Source organism: Escherichia sp. WS1451 (assembly GCF_046487365.1).
Classification (GTDB): domain Bacteria; phylum Pseudomonadota; class Gammaproteobacteria; order Enterobacterales; family Enterobacteriaceae; genus Escherichia; species Escherichia coli.
Genome location: NZ_JBJQJP010000046.1, coordinates 1 through 4,800 on the forward strand (window position 1 = coordinate 1; position 4,800 = coordinate 4,800).

The 4,800-nt window shown below is 49.8% G+C and carries 3 protein-coding genes and 2 pseudogenes; 4 read left to right on the top strand and 1 reads right to left on the bottom strand.

Annotation, left to right across the window (positions count from 1 at the left end):
* Positions 1 to 239: 239 nt before the first annotated feature.
* The 3 genes and pseudogenes from ACJHX7_RS25780 to ACJHX7_RS25790 form a co-directional block, all read left to right on the top strand.
* The gene (locus ACJHX7_RS25780; protein ID WP_001493762.1) at positions 240 to 812 is read left to right on the top strand and encodes a recombinase family protein; all 573 of its coding nucleotides are present in this window, start codon (positions 240 to 242) and stop codon (positions 810 to 812) included.
* Between the two features lie 36 nt (positions 813 to 848).
* A complete protein-coding gene (locus ACJHX7_RS25785) occupies positions 849 to 2,240 on the top strand; it encodes an ISKra4-like element ISKpn19 family transposase (protein WP_001493761.1) in 1,392 nt (463 codons plus the stop codon).
* A gap of 32 nt (positions 2,241 to 2,272) precedes the next feature.
* A pseudogene (locus ACJHX7_RS25790) lies at positions 2,273 to 2,701 on the top strand (recombinase family protein); the annotation flags it as partial.
* A 318-nt stretch (positions 2,702 to 3,019) separates the two neighbouring features.
* On the opposite strand, the gene ACJHX7_RS25795 reads toward ACJHX7_RS25790, so the two are convergent.
* Entirely contained in the window at positions 3,020 to 3,676 is a 657-nt protein-coding gene (locus ACJHX7_RS25795; protein ID WP_001516695.1) for a quinolone resistance pentapeptide repeat protein QnrS1, read from the bottom strand.
* A 394-nt stretch (positions 3,677 to 4,070) separates the two neighbouring features.
* On the opposite strand from ACJHX7_RS25795, the pseudogene ACJHX7_RS25800 reads away from it, so the two are divergent.
* Positions 4,071 to 4,687: pseudogene (locus ACJHX7_RS25800) on the top strand (transposase); the annotation flags it as partial.
* Between the last annotated feature and the right edge of the window lie 113 nt (positions 4,688 to 4,800).

Sequence of the window (4,800 nt, forward strand, 5' to 3'; positions counted from 1 at the left end):
CACAGAATGATGTCACGCTGAAAATGCCGGCCTTTGAATGGGTTCATGTGCAGCTCCATCAGCAAAAGGGGATGATAAGTTTATCACCACCGACTATTTGCAACAGTGCCCTATAAAGGTATACGTTTTCAGCATGCCTCTCAGATCCCCGAAAAAATGTCTATAAACCTCCCTAAATCAGTGTTTATGGATTATTCTTTAAATCTCTATGATGTTTAAAGACCTTCCGGAGGTTTTGCGTGCAATATGCCTACATCAGGGTAAGCTCGGCCGATCAGAATACGGCCCGTCAGGAAGAGGCATTGTCAAAGGCGGGTTTTCAGCCTGATAAAATTTGTGTTGAGCATGCCAGCGCGAAGGACACAAACCGCCCGGGGTTACAGGAACTCCTGGGGCAATTACGCCCTGGTGATACGCTTCTGGTTCATTCCATCGATCGCCTTTGCCGGAATATGTCGGATATGTGCGCTGTCACCACCCGGCTTCGTGACCAGGGCGTTACCCTTATTTTTCTGAAAGAGCAGCTGACGTTCAGCGCCGGCACAAACAATCCGATGCAGGAACTGCAGCTGCACATGATGTCGGCATTCAGCCAGTTTGAACGAGCCTTACTGAAGGAAAGGCAGGCCGACGGCATCGCCGCGAAAAAAGCACGGGGTGAAAAAACAGGGCGCCCCGGCGCCGATATCAAAAAGATCCAGGAAATTGACGCACTCAGAAGCAGAGGGGTCAGGCTCAGGATCGCCTGCGACCATGCGGGCCTTGGCGTTTCCACATATTATAAGCTTCGTCACCAGATGAACAACCAGTAGCCGGGAGATAGTCATCCACCACAGCAGGAGGCAATGATGCAACTGACGCTCCAGATAGTCATCACCGATGAATCAGGCTCCAGTCGAACGGAGGAACTGATGACAATCCAGAAATCAGGGGAGACCCGGAACGACATCGGATTATCGGTGTCAGAATCCAAGCTGTTGCTGAATACGGTCCAGCAGTCGGTGGTCCAGCTGCAGGCAGACGAATATACTCAACACCATATCCGGTGCCCTCACTGCCTTGCTGCGCGCAGAATCAAAGGCAAACAGAAAATACGGTACCGGACGCTGTTTGGCGTTATTCCGGTATCCGGGCTTCGGGTGTACCGGTGCCGTTGTGAAGAGAGTGATACAAAGACAGTCAGTTTGCTCAGCGACTGGGCCGGCGATTATTCTCACCCGGCACTGAAATATATTGAAACCCGCTGGGCCTCGATGATCTCCTATGAAATGACGACTCGTCTGCTGAAAGATATTCTGCCGGTGGGCCACAGCCTGAATGCCTCAACGGTGAGGAATCATTTATGCCAGGTGGCGCAGCGTCTTGACGCTGAGGCTGAAGCTCATTCAGGTTTTCTTTCCGGCTGCCCCCGCGACTGGGGGAACCTGCCCAGGCCAGGAAAACCGCTTGTGGTGGGTATAGATGGTGGTTATGTTCGCGATCGGGATGACAAAAAGCGTAATTTTGAAATTATTGCCGGGAAGTCTTTTTCCGTTGGTGCGCCTGCTGACACCCGCCGCTTCGGTTTTGTTCAGAAGGATGACTGTCATCCGGAACGCAGGCTCATGACCCACCTTTCAGCGCAGGGAATGCAGGCCAACCAGCAGATATTTTTTCTGTCCGACGGCGCGGATAATCTCAGGGACCTCCAGTTCGGTATGTACCCTGAGTCAACGCATGTGCTGGACTGGTTTCATATCACCATGAGGCTGAAGGTGCTCATGCAATATGCCCGGGGACTGCTGGTATCAGATCCAGAGGCGGGGAGTAAAGTTCTGGCACTGCTGGAAAGCATTAAACGATATCTCTGGCATGGCAATGTTGTCGCTGCGCTGGAACATATTGATAATTGCGTTATGTATTGCGATGACCCTGAACTCAGCTATCCTAGCCTGAAATCCCTGCAAAAACATCTGGATGAAATGTATACCTACATCCGGAATAATAAGATGATGATCCCAAACTACGGCGAAATGCGTCGGTACGGAGAGCCGGTATCAACCGCGTTTGTGGAATCCACGATCAATGAAGTGATCGCCAGACGAATGGCCAAAAAGCAGCAGATGCAGTGGAGCAGAAAAGGGGCTCATTATTTGTTACAGACCCGGACCGCCGTTTTGAATAACGAACTGCAGGATAAATTTGTCTGCTGGTATCCGGGTTTTCAAAGTGACGGGAAGGGACCAGCGATGGCAGCATAGCTCACGCTGCCCCAATATTTTTTATGCTCTCGGTCGTATGGAAGCTGGACCGCCTCGGTCGTGATCTTCGTCATCTCATTAATACAGTGCACGACCTGACCGCGAGGGGGACCGGTCTGAAAGTGCTGACCGGTCACGGGGCGACTATCGACACAACAACGGCCGCTGGCAAGCTTGTCTTCGGTATCTTTGCCGCACTGGCGGAGTTTGAGCGCGAACTGATTGCTGAAAGAACGACTGCAGGTCTGGCATCAGCAAGAGCCCGTGGGCGGAACGGCGGCCGACCTTATAAAATGACGCCAGTCAAACTGCGACTGGCAATGGCATCAATGGGACAATCAGAAACAAAGGTCAGTACGCTATGCCAGGAACTTGGGATAACCCGGCAAACTTTGTACAGGCATATTTCCCCTGTTGGTCAACTGCGGGCGGACGGGATCAAGCTGCTCAACCGTGGATAATTTGAACGGACGGAAAAATCTGGGGTTCCGGCGTAGTACCCCTATCACCTCCACATTTTTGCAACAGTGCCTTATAAATGGCAGCCTTATGTTTACTTGCCAAGATGGGCTACCATATGATGTTTTATACTGAGCAATATTAATATTATCTTTAATGGAAAAATTAAGCCCACTAAGTGACCCACTGCTATATGGCTCTATTGTGAAGACGCCTGAGGGTAAAAATTTATACATGGTTGTCCCTATGTCTATTATTGCAAGGTTGACAATATTATTCGTTTTATAAATTTGAGCGTTTAAAATCACACATCAAAGCAATTAGTCAGGATAAACAACAATACCCAGTGCTTCGAGAATCAGTTCTTGCTGCCAGGCTGCAATTTTGATACCTGATGTATCGACTTTGCGGGGATCTAAACCGTCGAGTTCGGCGTGGCATAAATTGGCACCCTGTAGGCTAAATTGCCCCCAGACATCTTCGGAAAAAACACCTCGACTTAAGTCTGACTCTTTCAGTGATGCACCCGCTAGGTTCGTTCCTATCCAGCGATTTTCAAACAACTCACATTTTTCTAAACAAACCCTCTCCATATTGGCATAGGAAAGATTACATCCAGAAATAAATGCTGAGCAAAAGTACATACGATTACTCACTTGATGGGCAAAGTTTGTTCGGGAAAAGTTGGCACCTTTTAAATCACACGCACGGAACTCTATACCGTAGCAATTGGCATTACTGAAGTTTGCCATCGCAAGTTGGCATTGTTGGAAACTTGCATCACGAAGATCTGCGACATCAAAGTGGCAGCCTTCGATATCACCCTGTTCAATGAACTTGCAGTTGACGAATGTCGTATCACGCAAGTTAGCACGTCGAAAGTCGCTGCGAATGAATGTGCAAGCGGTGAAGGTGAGATCACTTAAGTCTTTATGTGAAAAGTTGTGGTGCCGATATGTATGATTGTAGGTTTCCATGAGTACTCCTTGTTGAAAGGAGGGCTAGACTACCATTATACATATGCCAAGACATTAAAATAAAAGCCTGTTACATCAACACATTACAACCCCTCAATTTACCTGTTTTAAGTGGTCAAATTGGCGCGTAGAGCGCCTATCGCTCTTGCATTGGCACGCGGCCCTGTTGAAAAAAGTTATTCGCTTTAGATAGGGTTAGGAGAGCCGTGCTTCGCCGGTAAAAAATCGGACTATCCGACGCAGGGCGGACTCATCGGCGGAGAAGCAAACTTTGACTATATCTCCCTACACTTGGAAGAGGGCTAGACTGGCCCCATAGATCACCAGACACTTCGACTCTCTTAAAATAAGAGGTAGTCTTGGAACTATGTTTAATACCAGTCAGAACGATAAGATGGTTGAAGTGTTATCAGGACCTGAGCGGCGTCGGCGTCGTACACCGCAGGAAAAAATTGCCATTATTCAGCAGACTATGGAGCCCGGTATGACCGTGTCTCATGTCGCGCGCCTGCATGGCATCAATGCAAACCAGATATTCAAATGGCGCAAGCAATATTAAGACGGTTCACTGACGGCTGTTGCATCGGGCGAGGAAGTGGTGCCGGCCTCCGAACTCGCTGCCGCCAATAAGCAAATTCGCGAACTCCAGCGCCTTCTGGGCAAAAAGACGATGGAAGCCGAGATACTCAAAGAGGCCGTGGAGTTCGGCCGGGCAAAAAAATGGATTGCGCATGCGCCCTCGTTGCCTGGGAACGACGAATAAGCGACGTTTGCAGAAGTCTTAGCGTGTCGCGTGCGCAGTTGAGCATTCGGGTTCACCGGCCATCTGACTGACAGGATCGCAGACGGCAGCCCCGTTCTGACGATACCACCGTATTGTCCCGGATAAACATGGCGGTGGCTGACCTGCCGACGTATGGTTATCGCCGTGTGTGGGCGCTGCTGCGACGGGAGTCGGAGCGGGACGGCCTGCCTGTGGTTAATGCAAAGCGGGTGTATCGCATTATGAGAACGGGCACTGTTGCAAATAGTCGGTGGTGATAAACTTATCATCCCCTTTTGCTGATGGAGCTGCACATGAACCCATTCAAAGGCCGGCATTTTCAGCGTGACATCATTCTGTG